Source organism: Chloroflexota bacterium (assembly GCA_026710945.1).
GTDB lineage: Bacteria > Chloroflexota > UBA11872 > VXOZ01 > VXOZ01 > VXOZ01.
The window spans coordinates 25,970-49,006 of record JAPOQA010000060.1; the positions used below are offsets into that span (position 1 = coordinate 25,970).

18 protein-coding genes and 1 CRISPR repeat array (1 of these 19 running past the window's edge) are annotated in these 23,037 nt (G+C 61.7%); of the genes, 17 read left to right on the forward strand and 1 reads right to left on the reverse strand.

Going from position 1 to position 23,037, the window contains the following annotated elements; genetic code table 11:
• Positions 1-49: 49 nt before the first annotated feature.
• A complete protein-coding gene (locus OXE05_12565; GenBank protein ID MCY4438153.1) occupies positions 50-268 on the forward strand; it encodes a hypothetical protein in 219 nt (72 codons plus the stop codon).
• Between the two features lie 309 nt (positions 269-577).
• Here OXE05_12565 and OXE05_12570 read toward each other — a convergent pair whose 3' ends face one another.
• The gene (locus OXE05_12570; GenBank protein MCY4438154.1) at positions 578-2,962 is read right to left on the reverse strand and encodes an ATP-binding protein; all 2,385 of its coding nucleotides are present in this window, start codon (positions 2,960-2,962) and stop codon (positions 578-580) included.
• 269 nt (positions 2,963-3,231) lie between these two features.
• On the opposite strand from OXE05_12570, the gene OXE05_12575 reads away from it, so the two are divergent.
• From OXE05_12575 to cas2e, 16 genes are all read left to right on the forward strand, one after another.
• Positions 3,232-4,266 (forward strand): hypothetical protein, encoded by a 1,035-nt coding sequence (locus OXE05_12575; protein MCY4438155.1) that lies wholly within the window; start codon positions 3,232-3,234, stop codon positions 4,264-4,266.
• 170 nt (positions 4,267-4,436) lie between these two features.
• Entirely contained in the window at positions 4,437-5,423 is a 987-nt protein-coding gene (locus OXE05_12580; protein MCY4438156.1) for a hypothetical protein, read from the forward strand.
• 370 nt (positions 5,424-5,793) lie between these two features.
• Positions 5,794-6,084, forward strand: a complete 291-nt coding sequence (locus tag OXE05_12585; GenBank protein MCY4438157.1) for an AIM24 family protein — start codon at positions 5,794-5,796, stop codon at positions 6,082-6,084.
• 33 nt (positions 6,085-6,117) lie between these two features.
• Positions 6,118-7,629 (forward strand): hypothetical protein, encoded by a 1,512-nt coding sequence (locus OXE05_12590; protein ID MCY4438158.1) that lies wholly within the window; start codon positions 6,118-6,120, stop codon positions 7,627-7,629.
• Between the two features lie 82 nt (positions 7,630-7,711).
• On the forward strand, positions 7,712-8,371 hold the full coding sequence (locus OXE05_12595; protein MCY4438159.1) for a TIGR00266 family protein: 660 nt from the start codon (positions 7,712-7,714) through the stop codon (positions 8,369-8,371).
• Between the two features lie 16 nt (positions 8,372-8,387).
• The gene (locus tag OXE05_12600; GenBank protein MCY4438160.1) at positions 8,388-9,080 is read left to right on the forward strand and encodes a TIGR00266 family protein; all 693 of its coding nucleotides are present in this window, start codon (positions 8,388-8,390) and stop codon (positions 9,078-9,080) included.
• Position 9,081: 1 nt separating this feature from the next.
• Positions 9,082-9,762, forward strand: a complete 681-nt coding sequence (locus OXE05_12605) for a TIGR00266 family protein (protein ID MCY4438161.1) — start codon at positions 9,082-9,084, stop codon at positions 9,760-9,762.
• A gap of 494 nt (positions 9,763-10,256) precedes the next feature.
• Positions 10,257-12,506 carry a hypothetical protein gene (locus OXE05_12610; GenBank protein ID MCY4438162.1) on the forward strand — a complete coding sequence of 750 codons (2,250 nt, stop codon included), beginning with the start codon at positions 10,257-10,259 and terminating at the stop codon, positions 12,504-12,506.
• 683 nt (positions 12,507-13,189) lie between these two features.
• Positions 13,190-15,844 (forward strand): CRISPR-associated helicase Cas3', encoded by a 2,655-nt coding sequence (cas3, locus tag OXE05_12615; protein ID MCY4438163.1) that lies wholly within the window; start codon positions 13,190-13,192, stop codon positions 15,842-15,844.
• A gap of 308 nt (positions 15,845-16,152) precedes the next feature.
• The gene (locus tag OXE05_12620) at positions 16,153-17,751 is read left to right on the forward strand and encodes a type I-E CRISPR-associated protein Cse1/CasA (protein MCY4438164.1); all 1,599 of its coding nucleotides are present in this window, start codon (positions 16,153-16,155) and stop codon (positions 17,749-17,751) included.
• Positions 17,741-18,352 (forward strand): type I-E CRISPR-associated protein Cse2/CasB, encoded by a 612-nt coding sequence (casB, locus tag OXE05_12625; protein MCY4438165.1) that lies wholly within the window; start codon positions 17,741-17,743, stop codon positions 18,350-18,352. The genes OXE05_12620 and casB overlap by 11 nt, the downstream gene beginning before the upstream one ends.
• Positions 18,353-18,631: 279 nt before the next feature.
• Positions 18,632-19,804: a type I-E CRISPR-associated protein Cas7/Cse4/CasC gene (gene cas7e, locus OXE05_12630; protein MCY4438166.1), complete on the forward strand. Its 1,173-nt coding sequence runs from the start codon at positions 18,632-18,634 to the stop codon at positions 19,802-19,804.
• 3 nt (positions 19,805-19,807) lie between these two features.
• Positions 19,808-20,590: a type I-E CRISPR-associated protein Cas5/CasD gene (cas5e, locus tag OXE05_12635; GenBank protein MCY4438167.1), complete on the forward strand. Its 783-nt coding sequence runs from the start codon at positions 19,808-19,810 to the stop codon at positions 20,588-20,590.
• On the forward strand, positions 20,587-21,378 hold the full coding sequence (gene cas6e / locus OXE05_12640; protein MCY4438168.1) for a type I-E CRISPR-associated protein Cas6/Cse3/CasE: 792 nt from the start codon (positions 20,587-20,589) through the stop codon (positions 21,376-21,378). Before cas5e ends, cas6e begins: the two co-directional genes overlap by 4 nt.
• 80 nt (positions 21,379-21,458) lie before the next feature.
• A complete protein-coding gene (gene cas1e / locus OXE05_12645) occupies positions 21,459-22,388 on the forward strand; it encodes a type I-E CRISPR-associated endonuclease Cas1e (protein ID MCY4438169.1) in 930 nt (309 codons plus the stop codon).
• Positions 22,389-22,400: 12 nt separating this feature from the next.
• A complete protein-coding gene (gene cas2e, locus OXE05_12650; protein MCY4438170.1) occupies positions 22,401-22,694 on the forward strand; it encodes a type I-E CRISPR-associated endoribonuclease Cas2e in 294 nt (97 codons plus the stop codon).
• A 106-nt stretch (positions 22,695-22,800) separates the two neighbouring features.
• A CRISPR array of direct repeats spans positions 22,801-23,037; the repeat unit is 28 nt; unit sequence GGTTCCCCCGTGCACGCGGGGATAGACC; it runs 2,049 nt beyond the window's last position.

Genomic DNA, 23,037 nt, shown 5'->3' on the forward strand with positions numbered 1-23,037 from the left:
GACACCGGCTCTTGCTTTAAACTCCTCTCGCGCAAGGAAAGGGCGTGACATGGATCTCTATTTCGCACACATAAACGCCGGCGAAGACGCGAGTATCGTCTATGACGCCATCACAGGCCGCGTGCTAGCGATCGTGGCGCGCGTTGGTGACGCCCGCGCGGTCTTTCACGTGGCGGACGTGACCGAGCTAGAACGGAGCGCAAACACGACAGACGTGCGGGAGATTATCGCCGATTGGTGGCGGCAGCACATGCGCGGCGGCGTGTAGGGCCGGCGGGGTGACTGGCGCAAGGCGCAGTTTATCGGTTTGAATCTTTCCTGCGCTGACATTGGTTACTAGCAAGCAAGACCCCCTCCCCGATATAGTCAGCATCGGGGAAAATCCGCTCCCAAAAGAAGCTGTAACCGGATATGTTCACTCCTTGGACGCAAGCGACACGCAACACTAAGGTGCTCGTGGACAGTCGATTTGGGTGCGGTCGCATACGCAAAGCGGTTCGCCAAACGGGTGTGGCACGTCGTCCCTGATGAACAATTAGAGTCCTCTCAGGAGATCAGGCAGACACGATCCCGGCAGTCATCCGTTCTCCTCTTGCGTCTCTCCCTTGGGCATCCGGTAGCCGACGCGGGGCTCGGTGAAGATGTAGGTGGGGTTGCGCGCGTCGTCGCCCAGCTTGCCCCGCAGCTTGCGCACGATGGTGCGCATGGGCCGCAGGTCGCCGCTGCCCATCTCCCCCCACACCCGCTCCAGAAGATGCTCGTAGGTCAGCACCCGTCCAGCGCTGACCGAGAGCTCGGCGAGCAGCCGGTACTCCATCGGGAGTAGATGCACCGCCCGACCGGCAAGGGTCACCCCGCGCTCGGTGTAGTCGATGGTGAGGTCGCCCAGCACGTACGGTTCCGATGGTTCGGGGACCTCCCGCCGGCGCAGGGCCGCCCCGATCCTCGCCGTGAGCTCCGTCGGCGAGAAGGGCTTGACGACGTAATCGGCGGCGCCCATGCCGAAGGCCGGGGCGATGAGCTCGTCCCGGCCGTAGGCGGAAAGGAAGATGATCGGCACGTCCGCCGTGCTCAGCATCTCCTGCATCAGCTCGATGCCGTCGGTAGCGGGAAGCATGAGGTCCAGCAGCACCAGCTGGGGCCGCTCCTCTGCCAAGAGGCGGAGCGCCTCCTCCGGATCCCCGGACACTATGGGGGCGTAACCCGACTGAATGAGGGTGTCCTGGACATAGCGAAGGTCTTTGGGGTCATCTTCCACCACCAGCACCCGCACCCGTTCTCCCTGCCTGCGCCGCGAGGAGCGCGACGAGGACGACGAGCGAGAACCCGCCGTTCCGCTGCCGGTTTCTCCCACGGTGGGCAGGGTGAAGGTGAAGCGGGCGCCAAGGCCCGGCCCGTCGCTCTCGGCCCAGATGCGCCCTCCGTGGGCCTCCACTATCCCCTTGCAGATGGCCAGACCCAGGCCCGTGTCCCCTCCCTGCTCATCGGACTGCACCCGGGAGAACTTGCGGAACAGGTGGGACAGGCTCTCCGCCGGGATGCCCCGCCCCTCGTCGGCTACCGAGAACGTGACGTGAAGATCCTCCCCCACGACGTTCACCCGGATGATGGACGACTCGGAGGAGTGGCGGGCGGCGTTGGTGAGCAAGTTGCCCAGCACCTGGACGACGCGCCGCCGGTCCGCCAGCACCAGGGGGACGTCGGGCTCGACGTCGATGGCTAGGTTGTTCCTGCCCCCGGCGGTTGTGAAGACGCTCCTCGCCCGCTCCACCAGCACAGCCGCCTCCGCCGGTTCGGGACTGACCGCCAGCGTGCCTGTCTCGATGCGGGTCACGTCAAGAAGGTCGGAGACCAGGTCGTGCATGTGGTCGGCCTGCTCCCCGATGATACGGAGGAACTGGCGAATCACGGCGGGGTCCAGGTCCGTGGGCGACTCCAGTACCGTGGCGGTGGAGCCCTTGATGGAGGTCAGGGGAGCCCTAAGCTCGTGGCTCACCATGGCCAGGAACTCGGCCCGCAGACGCTCCTGCTCCTCAACATTGGCCATATCCTGCATGGTCACGACCACCGACTCCACCGCGTCCCCATCGGAGAGGACGGGCGTTACGTTGAGCAGCGCCGTGGCTCTCCGCCCGTCAGGGACCTCTAGGACGATCTCCTCGGCCCGCAGCGTCTCCCCCACGCTCAGAAGCTCGGCTAGGGGAAACTCCCGCAGGGAGACCTCCCGCCCGTCGGCCCGCCGGAAGCTTACCTCCTCCAGCAACTGTTCCAGACTCTGTTCCGGGCCGCGCAGCCCGTCCACGATCCTCAGGGCTTCCCGATTGATGAAGGAAAGCGTCCCCGTACCTGCGTTGAAGACCACGACGCCCACCGGAGAGGTGTCGATCAGCGTCTCCAGATCGGCCTTGGCCCGCCGTTCCTCCCGGTGCCGGCGGGCGTTGGCGATCACCAGCGCCGCCTGGGCGGAGAGCATCACCAGGATCTCCTCATCCTCCTGGCTGAATTCCCGACCCTCTGCCTCGTGGGCGAGGTAGATAGTACCCACGCCGACACCCCGGTGGCGGATTGGCGTCACCAGCAGGGCGAACGCCGTCACCGGAGGCGAGAACTTGGGCATCCCCAGCGCGCTCAGGTGGCCGGCGATGTCAGAAACTCGCAGGGGCACTTTGACCCCGCTGAGATATTCGAAGAAACCCAACCCCTGGGGCAATTCCCACAGCCTCTGATGTTCCTCCCGGGTTAGTCCGGAAACGAAGAAGTCAGGCCGCTGCCCAGCTTTGTCCAGAATGGTTATCGCTCCGTAGCGGGAGCCGGTCAGGGTTCTTGCGCTGTCCACCACCTCCTGCAGCACCGTGTCGAAGTCCAGGCTCTCATTGATGCGCAGGCTGGCTTGGCTCAGCCTGGCGAGCCGGTCCCGCAGGGCGGCCTCGTTCTCCGACAGCGGTTCATGCGGTAGGTCCAACTCACCACCTCCATGCGACTACGCAGGCCCGTCTTCCCGGGCCGCAGGAATCGGCGTCCGCCGGGGCAATTATGCCAGTTTTGCCGACACATCACAATAGGTCATAGAATATCGGCGGATAGATCACGGCTATATCATACGCGCATAGTATAATTCAAAGCGAGTGTAGCCAGCAAGTGGACAGTGCTGCGCTTTGGGCGCGAGAAGAATTGCTCGGGGTTTGGAATCCGTACCTCACCGGTTGACCGCGACAGCGGAAGGGATAGCAAGTGTACCGCTTTACCTCGTTCCTGCTCGTGTTTCTGTTCTTCCTAGTTTTCACTGGGCAAGTTTCAGCGTCAAGTCATTGTGAGTTTCGCTTAGGCTTTGCTACCCTGCGTGACCTTATCGGTCACGGCATCGTCGGCGAGTGCTTGGAAAACGAGCACTACAACGACATCGGCGATAGCAACCAGCACACCACCGGCGGCCTGCTCGCATGGCGCAAAGCCGACAACCGGACGGCGTTCACCGACGGCTACCGCACCTGGATCAACGGGCCGAACGGCCTAGTACAGCGCCTCAATACTGAGCGTTTCGAGTGGGAAGCCGATTACGCCCCCGGCGGCGGCATTGCAACGCCGACTCCGACGCCTATCCCGCCACCTACGCCCACGCCACCGCCGGCTACACCGACGCCCGCTCCACCACCAGCTACACCCACGCCACCACCGGCTGCACCGACTCCCACTGCACCCACACCTACACCGGCTCCACCCGTGCCCGCCGGTAGCGTCGCCTCCGACCGGGCCGCACTGGTGGCCTTATATAAATCCACCGGCGGTGCGCGCTGGGTGACCCGGACCAACTGGCTGACCAGCCGTCCCTTGGGCACATGGCACGGCGTGACCACCAACGCCGCAGGCCGTGTCATTAAATTGGCCCTCGTCGCCAACTACTTGACCAAGAACATCGCGCCGGAACTGGGCAATCTCTCCCACCTGGAAGACCTGAATCTTTCGGGCAACTTCCTCACCGGAAAGATTCCGCCGGAGTTGGGCAACCTTGCCATCCTGGAAACCCTCCACCTGCCGCTGAACGAGTTGACCGGGGAAATCCCGGCCGAGTTAGGCCGGCTGTCCAACCTCAGGGCGCTAAACCTTTCTAGCAACGAGTTGAGCGGGCAGATCCCCGCCGAGTTGGGAAACCTTGAGAAACTGGTTTGGGTGTATCTGGCCGATAACGAGCTCACGGGATGCGTACCTGCGGGGCTGAGCAACATAGTGCTCAACGACTTCGAGGAACTCGGCCTGCCCTTCTGCTGAGGGTGACCTCGGCTGCGCGTCGGTCAGCCATCTTGCCGTACTCCCTCAGCAAGGCGGTCGGCTTCAGTTCCTGGCGAGACCTGTGCACAGGCCAAGCCGGCTGACGGACAGCGGGAGGAGTGTTGCATTGTAGCCGATCACTCGTATTCATGCGCCGCAGAGGGGTTGTCATGTTGAAACGTCTCGGTGGACTCATATTCGGTCTTCTGCTGGCATTGCTCACGGCAAGCACGGTTTCGATCGTCTTGCTGAGCGTGGCGGCCGTCATGCTGCTGTCGGCATGCGCTGTCGAGCCGCAACCGATGCCTGCGACGACACCCAGGCCCACACCGACACCTGTTCCTATTGCAGACCCGGGGACGATATGGGTAAAGCCGCCGGAGCACATGGCGTACATCTGGTGGGAGTGGAGTGAAGTCCGAGATGATCAGGGGAATAGGTTCGACGAGTTCGAGGAATTGGTCATAGACTTCACGGTCCATAGCGATGTTGAGCCGTTAGGAAGCGGCAACGGGCTTTACTTGATACTTGCCTGGGGCACAATCTCGGACCTGTCATTCTACTTTGGGTTGCAGACCGACGTGCACGCCGATGAGCCTCCGTATTGGCGGGGCAAGGGCGTGATCTTCAGCCGTTGGGAAACTCGCGACCTTGCCAACGCCCGCTACCCAGAGGACGGCTGGACTCAATCAGCCGGGCACGAGGGAGACTTCATCGGGGTGAGGCGGCTCTATCCCTGGGGAACGGGAGACTATCGCGTGCGGATGGCCCCTGATGAAACTGCCCCCAACGACTCTGATGGCGTGTGGTTCGGGCTCTGGATCACAAACATGACCTCTGCTGAAACTACCTGGATCGGCTCGCTCAAGTTTCCGCTGCAGGATGGTAAAGCCGTAATACAAACGTGGGTCTATAGCGCGATGGAGATATATGGCCCGGAAATCCGTTCAATCGACATTCCCGCCTGGCACGTCTCTATGAAGCGGCCAGTGGGCGACGGGGGCAGGGCGTCATGGGGTACCACCGGATACTCTTCCTTCGAGAGCGGGCTTCTGAATTCTGAAATCCACTATGATGCGGCCAACGACGTCGTGCATATCCAAGCAGGAGGGACAACAGTGCGCCGTACCGTACCTGGCACCCTAGAGTTTCGGTAGGTGTCGAGAAGAGTCTGCAATCTGGCTGAGTATCCTGGCGAGACCTGTGCACAAGCCAAGCCGGCTGACGGGCAGCGGGAGGAGTGTTGCATAGTAGCTAATGCCTGCGAAGCTATTTTCTCTAAGAATCAACAGTCAGGCTAAACCACATACCCATCTGCAACATGGGAGCAAGGTGCGGGTGCCCCGGCATCTTCAAAGAAGAGGGTGCTGCCACCACAACCCGCGCTAAGCTCCCTCCCTTGGACCGGCCAGGCTGCGCCCCCTGATGGCACCTTCATTGCCGTCAGCGCGGGATGGTTTCACACCTGCGGCTGGTGCTGCGGAATGAGACTAGGAAAGGCGTAGGCAACAGAAAGGAGAAGGCCAATTGGAATACCGGATAGAGGGCAATCCCGCGTACGGACACCTTAGCGTGCGGCTCGGTCCTGGCGAGCGTTTCGTCGCCGAGGGGGGCAGCATGGCGTGGATGTCGGAGGGCGTACAGGTGAAAGCGCGCCTGCATTGTGGTCACCGAGAATGGTTCCAATATGGCTATCGCCTGCACACGATCAGGCCAAGTTCAGGTCACTCGCCGAAGCTTGTTATCATTGGCGAGCGCGTCAAAGGCTGTAGTGTCGAAGAGTCGTTCTGGAGCGAGAACCTAAACACCCCCGGCTAGTCAAGTATATAGTTCCCAAGGAAAAGGAGAGCCATGTCACAGTTAGATCAATCGCTCCTCATATTCTTCATCGTCTATGTCCTGGCGGTGATAGGCATATCGCTCTACCGCACGAACCGGGCGCAAGAGATGGCAGACCATGTGCTGGCAGGGAGACGCATAGGCACCATTGCATCAGGCCTGAGCGCCAGTTCCTCGCTGGAGCGCGGCTGGGCGGTGTTTATCTTGCCCGCCATGGCCTTCGGCAGCTTCCCGCACTATGTCGTTGGGTTGACAATTGCGGCAACAGTGGGCTTGTGGGCCTCCTGGAGGTTCGTCGCTCCCCGGCTGCGCCGCTTTACCTTCGCCGCCCAGAATGCGCTCACCCTGCCGGAATTCCTGGAGCGGCGCTTCGATGACCGCACCGGTGTCTTGCGTCTCCTCGCGGCTGTACTGACGCTCTTGTTCGTGCTCTTCTACGTGAGCGCAGGCATCATGGCCGGCGGAACCCTATTCAATATCGCATTCGACGTTAATGTTGCGGTCGGCGGACTCATCACACTGCTCGTGGTGCTGGCGTACATTTTCATTGGCGGCTACATCGTGGTCGCGCGCACAGACGTCTTTCAGAGCATCGTTACGTTGCTCGGCATCAGTATCTTGGCAGTCGCCGTATTCGTCGTCACAGACAACCCCACGGCAGGAATCGCAGACTCCTTTAGCGATCCACTCGCTTCCATTAGCGAAAGGGTGAATGTATTCCTCTTCTTGCTCTTCATGGTAGCGGTGTCTCAAGGCGCGTTTGGCGCGCAGCGGCTCCTGCAGCGCTTCATGGCGGCAAAGAGCGAAGCCATTATGGACACCAGCCGTAGAATTAGCACGTTGTGGATCTTCATCATCTTCGGCTTCAGCGTTTTGCTGGGCTTGTTCGCCGGGAACGCCTTGCCGCAAGTAGACGACCGCCTTCTAACCGTCAGCGCGGAAATTGAAGGAATCCAGCTTTTCTACTGGCTGGCGGAATTCATCGCAAATCCCGTCCTCGGTGCCCTTGCCCTTACCGCCGTGATTGCTGTGGTCATGAGCACGATGGACTCGCAGATGCTCATTGGCGCAAGTGTCGCCGCTTCCGACCTTCCCATCGTGCGCCGGTTTGCCCAGCGCAAGCGCTTCGAGTTCGTAATGGGCGCGTACATGCGTGTCTGGATCGGCCGCACCATGTTGATTCTCATCGGAATCGTCGCTTGGCTGCTCGCTCAGAGCCAGCCCAACTCAATCTTCGCCTTCCTCACGTACGGCTGGTTGGGCATGGGGGGGACGTTTGGGCCGGTAGTCTTGCTGTCACTCTATTGGCGTCGGTTCAACCTCTATGGCGCGATGGCCGCGCTCATTGCCGGCGGACTCTTGACCCTTGTTAGCGCACTCACGGACCTACACGTTGGTATCTTCGGAGTTCTCACGCTGGGCGTACTACCGCTCGCCGTAGCGGTGACCCTGGCGACCAAAGCGCCGTCCGCCGCGGTGGAAGCGATGTTCGAGCGGGGAATAGCCAAGACCGAATCCGCGTAGGCACGCATAGACACGCCCCGGCTGCGCCGCTTTACCTTCGCGGCCCAGAATTCGCTCACCTTGGCAGAAAGGAGAAGGCCAATTGAAATACCAGATAGAGGGCAATCCCGCGTACGGTCACCTTAGCGTGCGGCTCGGTCCCGGCGAGCGTTTCGTCGCCGAGGGAGGCAGCATGGCGTGGATGTCGGAGGGCGTACAGGTGAAAGCGCGGCTGCTCGGCGGATTCCTGCGCGCGTTTTTCAGAAAGCTGGTCGGCGGCGAGTCGCTCTTCGTCGGCGAGTACAGCCATCCGACCGGCGGAGAGGTGACGTTTTCACCCTCCATTCCCGGCAATGTCGGACACCGTGCGCTGGCCGGTGACTCGCTGGTGCTGACCGGAGGATCGTTCATGGCAGCTACGCCCGGCGTCCAGCTCAAGATGCGCTTCGGCGGCTTCAAGAGCATGTTCTCCGGCGAGGGCATGTTCCTCATCGAGTGCAGCGGCAACGGAGACCTGTTCTTCAACACCTTCGGCGCGCTCATCGAAAGGGAGGTGGAAGATGGCTTCACCGTCGATACCGGCCACGTAGTAGCGTGGGAGCCTACGGTGGACTACTCGATTCGCGGCATGGGCAACCTGAAGAGCACGCTGCTTTCGGGCGAGGGTCTGGCAATGCGGTTTACGGGCCGGGGCAAGGTGTATCTCCAGACCAGAACCTTGGGGTCAGTCGCCAACTGGCTCATACCATTCCTGCCGGCATAGAGGAGGTAGCGTAGCAATGGCCAAATGCACACTCACCGGCGGCGGAGGCTTCAAGGCCGCGCTGGTGGAAATCGGACCCGCTGAAAAATTCATGTCGGAAGCGGGGGCAATGTATCGCACCTCCGACAACGTGGACGTCCAGGTCACCACGCGCACCCGGTCCGCGGGTGGGCTGTTCGGCGGCATCAAGCGGATGTTCGCCGGCGAGAGCTTCTTTCTATCGGAGTATCGGACGACAGACGGACGCGGCGGCGAGGTGGGGCTTGCGCCCACGCTGCCCGGCGACGTAGCGCTCATCCAGTGCAACGGGCAGAGCAGTTGGATATGCACCGGAGGCAGCTACATCGGCTCGTCGGAAAACCTGAGCCTGGATACGGAATTCCAGGGCCTTCGCGGGATGTTCTCAGGCGAGTCGCTCTCGTTCCTCAAGGTCGATGGCGTGGGAGAGTTGCTCGTGAGCGCTTTCGGCGCCATCCGGGAAATCGACGTGGACGGCGCATTCACCGTTGACACGGGCCACGTGGTCGCGTTCGAAGACACGCTGACCTACTCCCTCGGCAAAGCGGGCGGTAGCTGGCTCCAGTCGTTTCTTGCCAGCGAGGGTATAACGCTCAACTTCAGCGGGCGCGGCAAGCTGTATGTCCAGAGCCACAACCCCAGCGAGTGGGGAGGCACGTTGGGCGGGCTGCTGCCGGAAAGGAAGCAATGAGGTGAAGTACGAGATAGAGAGCCGGCCGACTTACAGCGTCCTGGAGGTCGGCCTCGACCCCAACGAGTCTGTCGTGGCGGAGTCCGGCGCGATGATATGGATGAGCAGTTCGATCCAACTCAACACCTCGATGCAGGGAGGCATGTTCAAGAGTCTGCGCAGGTCCGCGCTCGGCGGCGAGAGCTTCTTCCAGAACGTCTTCGAGGCGCAAGACGCCCCCGGTGTCGTGGCGTTTTCGCCGGGGCAACCCGGCGACATCGTGGCCGTCGACCTCAGCCGCGGCGACGTGCTCATGGAGGACAGCGCCTACCTGGCAGCGGAACAGGGAGTCACCATCGACACCACCTTCCAGGGTTTCCGGGGCTTCTTCAATGAAGGTCTCTTCATCCTCAGGGCCACCGGCAGCGGGTTGCTCTTCTTCAGCGGCTACGGTGACATCGAGGAGATTGAGGTGGATGGCACGTACATCGTGGATAACGGTCACGCCGTGGCGTGGGAGCCAACGCTAACGTATGAGATTACGCGCGGCCGCTCTATCCGTTCGTTCCTGTTCTCGGACCAACTGCTGTTGAGATTCGGCGGCCGCGGCCGGCTGTGGGTCCAGTCACGGAATCCCCAGGCGTTGGCCAACTGGGTGCATCCTTTCAGAGCCATTGAGAGCCAGGACTCCGACGACGACTAGTGGTTCGACATGTTTGTAGCGATAGGCACGAGCGCCGGTAGCGTAGGCTCGCACGGGACGTGTGCGCAACCTGTGCCATCTTCCCGTGACGTGGGGCAGTCACGCCAATCCGAGGGGTTGATCACAGGTTACAAACCTACGCTACCGTTTATTCTGTTCATCAATCCAAAATGGTTGAACCACTAGGAGCGCAAAGCAAATTACTGGCTGCAAGGAGGTTGTAGCTATGCGGCAGAATTTTTTTAGGAGCCGTCTTTTCAATTGGATCATAGTCGGGGTAGCCGTGATTGCCATCCTGATCATCGCTCGGGTCTGCGGAATCCCTATCGAGTTCACCGTCGGATAGACTGCCCGGCAGAAGCAAGCAGCGCCCGCCCGGAACACGCTCCCGTGCCGCCTGGGGCGGGCCGCCATGCTCTCGGCGCAACGTCGGTACAAGCCGGGAGCGGGCATCCCCGCCGCACGATTAACACGGTTAAAAGGAGATTGCCAAAGTGAACGCATCCACCTCTCATATCCGTTGGTTGGCGACCTTGGGAGTCCTGCTCCTCATTGTGGCTCTAAGCGCCTGCGGCGAGATTCCGGCGCTCACTGCTACGCCCGTAGCTACGCACACGCCGACGCCGACGCCCATCCCCGCGAGTCCAACGCCGGAGCAGCCCGCCGCCGCCATTGCCGAGCTTGATGTCAGCATTGATAGCGGCGGTACTGTTTGGCAGGAAGTGTTCGCTACGCTCACCACCGCCGAGCAAGCGTGCATCCGCAACGCGCTGGGTGACGAGTTGGAGTCGGCGCTGGGCCGACCTGTCATGGGCGAGAGCGACAGCCCGGAGCAGTGGGAGGTGTCCATATTTTCCTGTCTCGCTCCGGAAATTGCCCGTGCCGTCTACTTCTCCGTTGTGATCGCCGAGATGCAAGAGGACGTGGAGTTGAGCGAGGTCGAACTAGCCTGCTTGCGGGAGTCGGTGGCCGCTACCGACGTGGCGGCCGTGGTTGCCGCCATGGTTGCCGACGCCGACGATCACACGGCGGCTGCGGCGTTCTTCTCCGACTTTGTGAGCTGCCTGCCGGACCTGCTCCTCTCGACCATGGTCGCGGAGATGGGGGTGGAGTGGGAAGAGTTGAGCGAGGACGAAGTAGCCTGCTTGCGCGGGTTGCTGGCTGAGGTTAACTGGGGCGCCATGTTCTTCGCTGATGAAGACGTCGAGGCGTATGCGGACTTCGCCGTCGGCATGCTTTCTTGCGTTCCGGCCCTACTCCTGTCCAGCGCGCTGGGTGAAGAGGTGGAGCTGAGCGAGGCAGAAGCGTCTTGCCTGCGGGAGGCGTTCGCCGCTATCGACATTGCCGCCCTGCTTACCGCCGCAGACGACCTCGCCGGGTTTGCGGCGCTGGCGCCGGACCTGGTGGGGTGTGTCCCGGATCTGTTCGTCTCCCTCTTCATCGCGGAAACGGGGGCGAGCATAGAAGACTTGAGCGCAGAGGAGAGGGACTGCCTGCGGGAGGCGATCGTCGCTATCGACTGGGCAGCCGTGGTTGCCGGCACTGACGATAGCGCTGCCGTGTCCGCGGCATCCTCTGCCTTTTTCTCTTGCGTTCCGGGCCTCATACTCTCCGCCGCGTTCGGAGAGGACGTGGAGTTGAGTGAAGACGAAGCGTCTTGCCTAAGGAAGTCGTTCGCTGATATTGACGTGACCGCCCTGATTGCCGTCCCAGACGACCCCGACGCGGCTGTGAAGTCGGTCGCGGCGCTGCTGAACTGCGTTCCGCACCTGTTCTTTGCCGGCCTGACCGAGGATGGAGAGGCGTTGAGCGAGGAAGAAGCGTCCTGCCTGCGGGAACTGGTAGCCGATACCGACCTCGCTGCCCTGCTTGCTTCCCCCGACGACTCCGCCGCGTACGTGGCGTTCGGTGTCGGGCTGTTGCTCTGCGTGCCGGACCTGTTGAGCGCAAGGGATGAGGGAGACATAGCCCCCGTCTCCGACAGCGTCGACGACCACGCCGACTCAGTCGAGGAGGCCACCACTATAACCGTCGGGGAAGCTGTGCAAGGCACGCTGGACTACGCGGACGACACCGACGTCTTCGCGTTCCAGGCAAAGGAGGGCTTGTTCTACCAGATAGACGTGGCGCTGGGAACGCTCTCCGACTCACTGGTGGGACTGTATGACGCCTACGAGCAGGAGTTGGCGTACAACGACGATCACGGTGATTCGCTGGCCTCGCGCATCGTTTGGGCAGTGCCGCGCTCAGGCGCATACTACGTTGCGGTGGAGGGCTACGGCGCCGGTTCGTATACTCTGACGGTGGCCGTTTCCGATGTCACGGACGACTACGCCAACTCACTGGAGGGAGCCACCGCTGTGACGGTCGGGGAGGCTGTGCAAGGCATGCTGGAGTATGAAAATGACATTGACTTCTTCGTGTTCCTGGCAGAGAAAGGCTTGTTCTACCAGATAGACGTGGCGCTGGGAACGCTCTCCGACTCACTGGTGGGACTGTATGACGCCTACGAGCAGGAGTTGGCGTACAACGACGATCACGGTGAATCGCTGGCCTCGCGCATCGTTTGGGCAGCGCCGCGCTCGGGTGCGTACTACATCGCGGTGGAGGGCTATAGCGCCGGTTCCTATACCCTTACGGTGGCCGTAGCCACGCCGACTGAAGCGAACACCGGAGCGATCGAGGGCGGCACGTCATTGACTGTTGCCTCCGTCAGGCCAGCTGGTTTCATATCTGCGGAATGATGAGAGACAGCCAGGAGAAGCAATTATGGGTCCTAAAGAGCAGAAGTTCTGGCTGCTGTTGATGAGGCGATTGTGAAGTAGAAGCGTGAAGGAAGCCTGAAAGGACTCCCTATGTCTGTATTTTACAACAGAGTTGAGGTTGTAGGACCAAATATTCTCAAAGTCGGTGAGCATGGCACCCCACCACGCAAGCCTGTTTACTTGCCGTTCTGTCCGAAGGAAGGTAAGGGCGACGACTGCAAACGTGCCCTGTAAGAAATACTGGCGAACGAGAAAGGCGTGGTCCTTCCATTTACCGAGAGGGTCTCATCCAGCAGCCCCATGATTTGGGACGTTTCTTGTGAAGGCACAAATGAATCACTCAGCGACTTGCTCGTTGCTGAAGGCCTTGCCATCAAGTGGGCCATGCCGAAAGGGCCGGGAACTGTTGAGTGCCCTACTTCTTACTAGCCGCCAATACCACCATCAAACGCCCATTTGGCAGATGCTGCCAGGATCTGCGTTTGCCGTTTCCACATCGATGGCGTTGAAGGTCAGGCTGTTCAGAAAGAATGAAACTGACGCCTTTGAGTGCCTGTAGAGCGCACTCTCCTCCATAGTGCCAATTATCGCACGTATCTCGGGAATATTGAGCATAGGAAGCTGGAGGTTTAGGAATAGTCGCACCAACGCAGCATGAATGCGTGCCGGTCTACACGCGGAGGCACTGGGGCAAGTTCGACCAGGGCGAAATACACCTCCTAGAGCACCACCTCGCCGACGTTGGCGCCTGCTTTGAGGCGCTGCTGGCTCAGCATACGATTCGCAAGAGGCTAGCGCGTTCCGGCGGCTTGGATGACCTAGACGACGTGGCCGTGGCCCGTTTATCCATTCTTGCCGCCTTACACGACATTGGCAAGGCAAACGTTGGCTTTCAGACGCGGGTCTGGCGTGACTCCGACTTCCCGGAAGGACGACGCAGACCAGGACGCTCCGGTCACTTTAACGAGTTGGTACCCGTGCTCAACGGGGAAGATCGGCGAACGGCCGCCTGGTTTTTCGACGCCCTTGGCTGGTGGTGGGACGCAACCGAGACTTGGGATGATCGCTGCGGCAAGACGGTCTGTGCCCTGTTCGTCGCTGCACTTTCCCATCACGGACGGCCGCTGAAACTGGAAGGTGGATACTCCAGGAACGAGGCTATCTGGCAGCGTCTCGGTGAACTGGAGCCCAAGCAGCTCGTAGAGCGCATTGGGGTTCTGGTAAAGGATTGGTTCCCCGCCGCCTTCTCCGATGGCGCGCCGCTGCCCGTGGCTCCCGAGTTCCAGCACATGTTCCTAGGCCTATGCAACTGGGCCGACTGGATTGGCTCCAATGAGGAGTGGTTTTGTTACCTTGACTCGCGGCAGGACGACTACTTCCTGCACGCTCAACGGCAGGCAGAGGATGCAATCCAGGCACTAGGGCTAGATGTTGAACAGCAGAGGGCCAGTTTCCAAGACGTTCCCGATTTCGGCGGACTATTCGAGATTCCAGGCTCACCTGAACCCAACGCCATCCAGCGCACGGCCGCCGCAGACACTTTCCTTGAAGAGACGCTGGTCATCATTGAGTCGGAGACAGGCTCCGGCAAAACGGAGGCGGTTCTGTGGCGGTTCGCCCGAATGTACAAGGCCGGGCTTGTGGACGGCCTCTACTTTGCACTGCCCACGCGGGCCGCGGCAGTCCAGATCCACGACCGCGTCAAGCGATTTGCCGCCAACCTGTTGCCGGCGCGGCACAGACCGCCCGTCGTGCTGGCCGTGCCCGGCTACGACCCCGGTAAAGACGCCGACTCCATAGGATTGCCCTCCTACAATCCCTGGTGGGACGACCACCACGGCGCGGAGAAGCCCTGGGCCACCGAGAGCCCCAAGAGGTTCCTCTCCGCCCAGATAGCGGTTGGGACGGTTGACCAAGCCATGATGGGGGCGCTTATGGTCAAGAACGCGCACATGAGGGCCGCCTGCCTGTCGCGCAATCTGCTTGTGGTGGACGAGGTTCACGCCTCCGACACGTACATGAGGGTAGTTCTGGAGGCGCTTCTGGATGCCCACATCGGTGACGGCGGCTACGCCCTGCTCATGTCGGCGACTTTGGGCTCGGCCGCCCGGCATCGCTGGCTCAATCACGGCAGGCCTCACGCCGGAGAAGGGCCAACTCTTTTAGAAGCGATTGACGCTCCGTATCCCGCCGTCAGCGTCAAGAGCATGGAGGGAGATAAGTTGGTTGGCACACGGGAGAACGACCAGGATAAACGCGCAAGGGTAGAAACGGCCCCTGAGATGGGAGACTTCCATGCCGTGGCGCAGCGCGCTCTGGAGGCTGCCCGCAGCGGCGCAAAGGTGCTAGTAATCAGAAACACCGTTGGCTATGCAATAAGGACGCAGCAGGCGTTGGAAGAGCTCGCAGGGCCGGACAATCAGGACCTGCTGTTTGACGTAGAAGGCTTACCTGCCCTGCATCACGGGCGCTTTGCAACTATAGACCGCCAGCGCTTGGACAAGCGGGTTGAGAAAGTCCTGGGCAGAAAGGACCGCAGCTCCGGCGGTCGAGTCGTGATTGGTACACAGACGCTGGAGCAGTCCCTGGACATCGACGCGGATCTGCTCATCAGCGACCTGTGCCCGGTGGACGTGCTGCTGCAGCGCATCGGCCGCCTGCACCGACATCGTCGGGGCGATCGCCCCGACGGGTACGAAACCCCGGTCTGCGTTGTACTCGCGCCGCCAGACAACGACCTCTCGCCTTTGCTCGGAAGCGGGACGGAGGCCAACGGGCTGGGTCCTTACGGTGGGGTGTACGAAGATCTGCGAACCCTGGAGGCAACGCTCCGGCTCATAGAGCAGCATTCCGAGTGGCACATACCGGAGATGAACCGCAAGCTGGTGGAGCAAGCCACCCACCCCGCTGCGCTGGAGGAGATTGTCCAGAAGATGGAGTTGCAGAGCGAAGATTGGCGAGTCCATGCAAATGAAATAGCGGGAGTGGGGATAGCTCAGGGCCAGACCGCCCAGTTCTCTATAATCAGGCGGGATAAGTCCTTCTTCACCGACAACCGGGACGTGGTCTTCGGCGATATGGAAGAGCGGATACGGACGCGCTTGGGCGACGACCGCGTCGACATAGTTTTCGACCCGCAGCCAGCCAGCCCATTCGATGCGGCGGCCAGCATCGAAAGGCTGGCGATGTCAGCCCGGTGGCTGGGAGGAGAGGATATCCCTGAATCGGTGGTACCGGAGCGAACCGACGAAGGGTTCGCCTTTACCATCGGCGACCGCGGCTTCATCTACGACCGGCTGGGCCTGCGCCGGGTCTAAGAGCCTGTTTACGATCTGCTTGTCTGGGCGCGCAACGTTCGCCCCCGTATCGTGTCGATACGCTGTATCGAGTACGGGGCAGGCTCTGAGCACTTCGGCAAGCTCAGCACAGGCTTGTCGAAGTGCTCAGAGCTTACCCCGTACGTGATGTGGGGGCGAACGTTTCTCGTGCAGACAAAACGAGTGTAACCAGGTTCTAACGGCGCGCGGAACCGCTGAGATGCCGCTGGCAAATGCGTTGCTTTGCCGTTATTGCTCGTGTATCGTTCTTTGCATGATCCGATTGACTATCGCCTGGAGTCCCTCCGATGTACAACATCCTCACTGAGTCCCTGATACGGGTGGTCAAATCCAACGGCGCTCGAGAAAAGGCGTCCCTGCCCGCAGTCTACGCCGCGCTCATGACCGACCAAGTAGAGGCGTTCCCCGCCCTGCGCCCCCACCAGCGCCACGCCTGGCACGCCTTCCTGGTCCAGTTGGGCGCTATGGCCGTGCACCGGGCAGACCTGAACCAACCGCCGGAGCAAGCCGACGAGTGGCTGCGTATCATAAAGGCCCTTACGAGAGATGAACTCGCGAAGGTTGCTTACCCGGATGATGACCCGCGGCGGCTGGATGAACCCTGGCAACTGGTCGTAGACGACATCACCAAGCCCGCCTTCATGCAGCCGCCGGCGCGTTCCGAAGAGCGCTCATCGGACTACAAGAGCGCAGTCGCCACTCCAGATGAGTTGGACATGCTGGTCACGTCCAAGAACCACGATCTGAAATCGGCCGTGGCCGTCCAGTCCGCCACTGATGACTGGATGTTCGCGCTGATTACTCTACAAACAATGGAGGGATTCAGCGGCGCCGGCAACTATGGTATATCCAGAATGAACGGCGGCATGAGCAGCAGGCCTGCCTTCAGCATTACTCAGGACATTCGACTTGGCGCACACGCGAAACGCGATATGAAAGTCCTGCTGGAACGTCGTCAGGAGCCTAACGGCCATTGCCTGCTGTGGGCTCTCCCCTGGGATGGCGCTCCGGCGGAGGCGCTGCTTCTGAGCGCCTTGGATCCCCACTACCTCGAGATCTGTCGGCGTATACGGCTGGGCGTGGACGGCTCAGGAGATCTGAGCGTGGTCAGGACGTCGTCCAAGGCGGCCCGTATAGAGGCCAAGGCCAGCAAGGGCATTACAGGAGACCCCTGGACGCCCATAGACAGAAAGGATGCCAAGTCGTTGACCCTTGCCAATGGCGGCTTTACCTACAAGAGGACCGTAGAGTATCTATTTGGTGATGATTGGGAAATGCCCGAGTTGCTTAGGCCTACAGACGCAGAGGTTCGCTCCCCGGAGACCATGACGCTTGTCGCGAGGGGGATGGTGCGCGGGCAGGGCAAGACCGAAGGCTACTACGAGCGCATGATTCCCGTCAGGAAGAGGTTTCAATCGGCGATGCTGCGTCAGAGTGGGCAGGACGACATCGGGCAAATTGCCACGGTCCGCATTGAATATATAAGTGCAGTCCAGCGGATTCTCAGCCACGCCATCCAGGTGTTTCTGGCAGGAGGTGACAGCGATGCTGTAGGCCCTGAGCATCGCAATCTGGCTCGACCCTGGCTAAATCGCCTGGATGGAATTGTGGATCGCACTTTCTTCGATGACCTCCAGGACGAGTTTGAGGAAGAAGATTCGGAAGAGCGCGATCGCATGCGCAACCGCTGGCTAATGAACCGCCGGGACGGCGTTGTCGATCACGCCCGCAACATTCTGTCCGCGGCCATCGACTCCCTGCCCTGTCCGGCGATTCACCGCTTCAAGGCCCGCGCCAACGCCGAGGCGCTGTTCGAGGGGAGAATACGCGGTAACCGGGGCCTGCCCTTCCTGTTCACTGAGAAAGGAGATGATGATGAAAGCTAATGCACCGGAAGTTGAGTATCCGGCTGGGCTTCCCCAAGAGCCCGAGCGCAGAAGTTGGGGTGACACCGCCTTTGCCTTAGCCGGTGAAGTAGCGGGGCGGAGACTCTCGCCGGGCGATCGCGCTGAACTGCGCCGTATGGACCCCGATTCGCCCGGCCCCGCAGTCTACTGGCGGCTGATGGCAGAACACGATCTGCTGGGCAACCGGGCCCTGGAAAGGAAGTGGGCGCTCATCCTGCACGGCATCGCTCTGATGACGCCTAGGATCGGCGTGGACGGCGTTCCGCAGTCTGCCCACAACGGATCCACCCCCGTCGGTCGGGCGCTCTTTCTGGGCGGTGAAGCGCAGAGGGAAAAGGGTTTCTACAGCGAGTCACGGCTCAACAGGCTGCTGACAGCCCGGGGAGGCATGCTTCGTACCCTGCTGGCCCGCGCGTTTCGCACCCTTGCGTCCGCCGGTGTGTCCTTCAACTGGCGGGAGATGGCGCAGTTCATACTCAGCGAGGGCTATGACGAAGAGGCGGCAGAGCGGGCGCGCCGACGCATTGCCAGCGAGTATTACCGGGCGGAACGCCGCAGTGCCCCAGTTTCGGAAAACTGAACCGAATACATCGTGGATAGGAAAGGAGAACGGAATTAGTAGATTGAACTCACACCGTGCGGATATGCGAAAGCCCATGCATACTCGCGCCTGAAGCGGCTCCTCGCTATGTCATCCCTGCGGCTTCGCTCAGGATAAACTCCGCGGCGAAGAATCTAGGGTCAGGACCCCTCTTGAATCCGTGTTTTCGACGAAGTCGACGCTGTGCTCAGCATGACACGAAGTGAAGCCCCACGAAGCTATCACGTAGAGGTCGTATGATTTCAAAGGAGATTTCACATGACAACACCAAGGTTCCTACAGATACACGCCCTGCACTCCTACCCGGCGGCGCTGCTGAACCGCGACGATAGCGGTCTGGCCAAGCGCATGCCCTTTGGCGGCGCGGTGCGTACCCGCATTTCATCCCAGTGCCTCAAGCGTCACTGGCGGGTGGCTGAAGATGAGTACGCCATCCACAATATTCCCGACGCCGCAGCGGCTATCCGCTCGCGAAACATCGTTGAGCAGAAAGTCATGCAGCCGATACGGGAGGCTGGCGGGATAGCCGAGGACGTGCTGGATGCTGTGAATAGCGCTTTCAACGTCCATGTTTACGGATCCGGCGGCACATCGGAATCAGGCCGCCAGCCCCTGCTGCTGGGCTTCCCGGAAGTGGGATATCTGCAAGAAAAAGCCGCCGAGATTTGCGCCGCGCACGCGGACGACGCCGCCGGAGCCAAGGCGTCAGCGGACGCGCTCTTCGGGAAACGGCAGGGAGAGAGCGCGAACTTCCGTGCTTTTCGCGAGTCGGCCCGACTGCCCGGCGGGCTGGAGGGCGCGCTGTTCGGGCGCATGGTCACGTCCGACCCTGCCGCCAACATCGACGCCGCCGTTCACGTGGCCCACGCCTTCACCGTTCACCCGGAGGAGAGCGAGAGCGATTACTTCTCCGTGGTGGACGACCTGCAAACGGAGGACGAGGACCCCGGGGCCGCTCACATCGGGGACATGGAGCTTACGGCCGGGCTGTTCTACGGCTACGTGGTGGTTGACGTGCCGGGGCTGATCTCCAACCTGGAGGGTTGCAAGGCGGAGGACTGGGAGAGCGCCGACAGGTCGCTGGCCGCTCGGGTGGTCGAGCATCTTGCGCACCTGATCGCCACGGTCTCGCCCGGCGCGAAACGGGGGTCCACCGCGCCGTACGCGTATGCGGACCTGATGCTGATCGAGGCCGGAAAGCGCCAGCCCCGCAGCTTGGCCAACGCCTTTAGAAAACCGGCCAAGGCGCAGGTAGAGGACGCCACCGAAAGGCTATCCTGCCATCTGGAGAAGCTGGACAATGCCTATGGTGCCGCAGAGACCCGCGGGGTGATGTGCCTAGAAGATTGCGAAATCCCTGGCACGCCGCGCCTTAACCTGGACGCTCTGGCTTCCTGGGCGGCGGAGACGGTTCGCAACGGAGAGGCGTAGGCCATGCGCCACCTCATACTGCGGCTGGAAGCGCCGCTCATGGCCTTCGGCGGCGAGACCATCGACAACTACGGCGTCATACGTCGATTCCCGGCGGCGTCCATGCTCACCGGGCTGCTGGCCAACGCTCTGGGCTGGCGCCGCACCGAGGCGAAACGGCATCAGCGCTTGCAAGACCGACTGGTCTTCGCCGCCCGCATCGACCGGGAACCGGCGGGCGGGGTGCGCTTGACGGACTTCCAAACTGCTCAACTTGGAGCCTCTGACATGGGATGGACCACACGAGGGCTGCCTGAAGGTCGCGCAGGAGGGGCCAATACCTACAATGCTCCCCACCTGCGCTACCGCGACTACTTTGCGGATATGCGCGTTACCGTGGCCCTCAGGCTTGAGCCGGTGGACGAGTCGCTGACGTTGGCCAACGTAGCAGAAGCGCTCCAGGAGCCGGCGCGGCCGCTCTTCATCGGGCGCAAGCCGTGCCTGCCGTCGCGGCCGCTGTTCGTCGCTTACGCGGACGGAAAAACGGCGCTGGCCGCGTTGCTGGCATCGCAACCGGAAGAGGACAGTGACAATTCCAACACCCTCGCAGCCATGTGGCCAGCCTACGAGGCAGTGGGCGAGGACGATAGGGTGAAGACCGCCCGCCGCTACATGCTCACCGACCAGCGCAACTGGGTATCGGGGCTGCACGGCGGCGGTCGCTGGGTATGCGAGGGCGCCGTCTGCAACGCGCGAGCCGGCGCCGTCGGGGAATCCCCGGCATCCACGGCAAGGGAGCAGACATGACCACAACCACCGGAGCAACTTCCGCAACGGGAGTCCTACAGATGGTGCGCGCCCAGATTGACGCGCGAGAGTTTCGTCGCTGGATGGGCAGCAAGCGCCTCCAGGACCCGGATCACGCCATGCACTGCCTGCTGAGCGAGTGCTTTGGGGAACTGGCGCCCAAGCCCTTCCGCCTGATACTGCCGCGGGATTGTCCCACCGGCGTCCTCTACGGCTACGGCCGCAGCGACGCGGACACGCTGCGGGAGATGGCCAACGTCTACGCCGACCCCTTGCAGAGCCGCGTCATTCCGGTAGACGAAATGGACAGCAAGGCAATGCCGTCGGCGTGGCGGGTCGGACAAAGGCTCGGCTTCGAGGTTCGCGTCCGGCCCGTGGTGCGGAAGCCCAGAGAGGACTCTGAACGTCGTCACAGAGAGATGGATGCTTTTCAAGCCGAGGCTGAACGGCATCCCAAAGGCAAGATGCCCCGCAGCCGGGAGCAGGTCTACGCGGATTGGTTGGCGGACAAATTCGCCATACTTTTGTCGGAAGAGTCGGGTGGAAGGCTGCGTCAAGGTCGAAGGCTCGGTGCGAGCCTAGACTTGACCCAGACCACGCTGGTCTCCTTCCAGCGCACGCGGGCCTACCGCAAGGCCGGGGCCGCCCCATACTCCGAGGGGCCGGACGCCGTCATGCGGGGTGTGCTCACCATAACCGACTCGGAGGCGTTCGCCGCGCTGCTCGCCAAGGGCATCGGTCGCCATCGGGCCTACGGATTTGGCATGCTCCTGCTGCGTCCGGTTTGAAGCGCCGTCCGCAGGGCGCGCACTGGCGATTCGCCGCCGCAGCACCTTAACAAGCAAATACGCAAGCAGCGAGGCAAGAAATGCTGAGAGGCAGACTAGGACTTGAAACCGCGCGGATCCCACATGCGGACCGCCACGGTCTGTTGTGGCTGTCCCGCGGCGCGCTTACGGTGCGGGACGGCACGTTGCGCTTTCGCCGCGAGATCCCGCCCACCGCCGATAGCTCGCTGGACGCCGGGGAATACGGCATACCCTTTCAAACCCTTTCCATGATCCTACTGGGGCCGGGCTCCACGGTTAGCCATGACGCCTTGCGCCTCATGGCGCGCCACGGGACGGCCCTGGTGGCAGTGGGCGAGGACGGCGTCCGGTGTTACACCGCGCCGCCGCTCATGCCCGATACATCCGAGGTGGCCCGCCGCCAGATGCGCGCCTGGGGCGACCCCACCGGCAGCCGCATAACCATAGCGCGCAAGATGTATGCCCTCCGCCTTGGCGAAGTGCTGCCCCATCAGAACCTTGATGTCCTCAGGGGCATCGAAGGCGCCCGCATGAAGCAATCCTACCGAAATCTGGCCCAGCGATACGGCGTGCCGTGGCACGGTCGGCGCTACGACCGGAGCAATCCGCTCTCTGCCGATATACCAAACCAGGCGATCAATCACGCCTCGGTTGCCGTGACATCGGCGGCTGCTATCGCCGTGATCTCGGTGGGCGCGATTCCGCAGTTGGGCTTCATACACGAGCACAGCGGCGATGCCTTTGTCCTGGACATCGCCGATCTCTTCCGGGACACAATCCTGCTTCCCGCCGCGCTCAAGTCCGCCAAGGCGGTAATGCAAGACCCCGCGCTGAACATCGAGAGGCATACCCGCCGTACCACGGGGGAGATGCTGAGGACCGAGAACGTTATTCCCAAGATGATAGACCGCATTAAGGTCCTCTTCGAAGGCGTAGCACCCATCGAGGCGAAGGCCGAAGCGCCTGGGCAAGGACACCTGGAAGCGTAATACTCCAAGGAACTGTGCATGATCGTAATCGTCACGACAAACGTGGAGGCGCGCTACCGGGGTTTCCTGGCGTCGGCGATGTTGGAAATAGCTCCTGGTGTATATACGTCGCCCAACATGACGAGAGGCATAAGAGAGAGGATTTGGGATGTGCTAAGCCGTTGGTACGAGGAGCTTGGGCAGGGCGCAATCGTGATGACCTGGCGAGACCCGTCCGGTGTGGGCAATCAGCAGATCAGGACCCTGGGCGAGGCGCCCAAGGAGATTGTGGATGCGGATGGCGTCTTCCTGGTGAAATACAGCTAGGCAGCAGTCGATATCGTTGGCGCAGCATTGAGCACGCTGTTCTCTCTGCGATATGAATATGCAAAACCAAGGCTATGAGAGAAGGCGCAGTGATAGGCAATGCAAGGGTTCCCCCGTGCACGCGGGGATAGACCGGTGTATCGCGGGGGCTGCTATCGCGTGAACTGGGTTCCCCCGTGCACGCGGGGATAGACCCAAGCCTTGTACACCGCGCCAAGTATCGGAATAGGTTCCCCCGTGCACGCGGGGATAGACCGGTGAGCGCGGCGGCGAAGCGGGCGGGAGTGACGGTTCCCCCGTGCACGCGGGGATAGACCGCGCGTATTACCCTTTTCGTCTCGCT

Coding starts and splice junctions, on each gene's coding strand:
- OXE05_12565 (MCY4438153.1), top strand. CDS start 50: ATGGATCTCTATTTCGCACACATAAACGCCGGCGAAGACGCGAGTATC.
- OXE05_12580 (MCY4438156.1), top strand. CDS start 4,437: ATGTTGAAACGTCTCGGTGGACTCATATTCGGTCTTCTGCTGGCATTG.
- OXE05_12590 (MCY4438158.1), top strand. CDS start 6,118: ATGTCACAGTTAGATCAATCGCTCCTCATATTCTTCATCGTCTATGTC.
- OXE05_12600 (MCY4438160.1), top strand. CDS start 8,388: ATGGCCAAATGCACACTCACCGGCGGCGGAGGCTTCAAGGCCGCGCTG.
- OXE05_12620 (MCY4438164.1), top strand. CDS start 16,153: ATGTACAACATCCTCACTGAGTCCCTGATACGGGTGGTCAAATCCAAC.
- casB (MCY4438165.1), top strand. CDS start 17,741: ATGAAAGCTAATGCACCGGAAGTTGAGTATCCGGCTGGGCTTCCCCAA.
- cas7e (MCY4438166.1), top strand. CDS start 18,632: ATGACAACACCAAGGTTCCTACAGATACACGCCCTGCACTCCTACCCG.
- cas5e (MCY4438167.1), top strand. CDS start 19,808: ATGCGCCACCTCATACTGCGGCTGGAAGCGCCGCTCATGGCCTTCGGC.
- cas6e (MCY4438168.1), top strand. CDS start 20,587: ATGACCACAACCACCGGAGCAACTTCCGCAACGGGAGTCCTACAGATG.
- cas1e (MCY4438169.1), top strand. CDS start 21,459: ATGCTGAGAGGCAGACTAGGACTTGAAACCGCGCGGATCCCACATGCG.